We start from the raw sequence: 519 nt of genomic DNA, 5'->3' as shown, positions 1-519 counted from the left end.
GCAGGCCCGCTCGCAGTTTCCATTTCCGCTGCTTGGCGTCGACTTCGACAATGACAGCGCCTTCATGAACGAACTGGTGGTCTGCTGGTGTCGAAGCCAGGGCTTGGAGGTAACCCGTTCGCGCGCGTATCGAAAGAACGATCAAGCCTGGGTCGAGCAGAAGAACGGTGCGATCGTGCGGCGGCTGGTCGGTTACGGAAGGTTCGTCGGCGCGGAGGCGACGACAGCGCTGGCTCGCCTCTATGAGGTGGTGCGTCTGCATGGCAACCTGTTCCAACCTTCGTTCAAGTTGCGGGAGAAGACGCGGATCGGCGCTCGTGTCATCAAACGCTACCATCCGCCCGTGCCGCCTGTTGCGCGTGTGCTGGCCCATTCCGGTGTGGCCGAGGCCGACAAGGATCGGCTGAAGGCGATGTTGGAAAGCGCGGATCCAGTGATACTGTTTGCCGGGATCCGCGCCGCCCAGGAGGAGCTCGGAAGGCGGGTCGATCGGCGTGGCCTAAACGCCAGATCCGAAGA

Annotated in this window: 1 pseudogene; it reads left to right on the top strand. The window is 62.6% G+C overall.

The window, feature by feature from the left end:
- Positions 1–519 (top strand): annotated as a pseudogene (locus QN219_RS33820) (transposase); the annotation flags it as partial.

The sequence above is a fragment of the Sinorhizobium sp. 8-89 genome (genome assembly GCF_030124325.1).
Lineage (GTDB): Bacteria > Pseudomonadota > Alphaproteobacteria > Rhizobiales > Rhizobiaceae > Sinorhizobium.
This window is presented reverse-complemented; position numbering and strand designations above follow the sequence as displayed.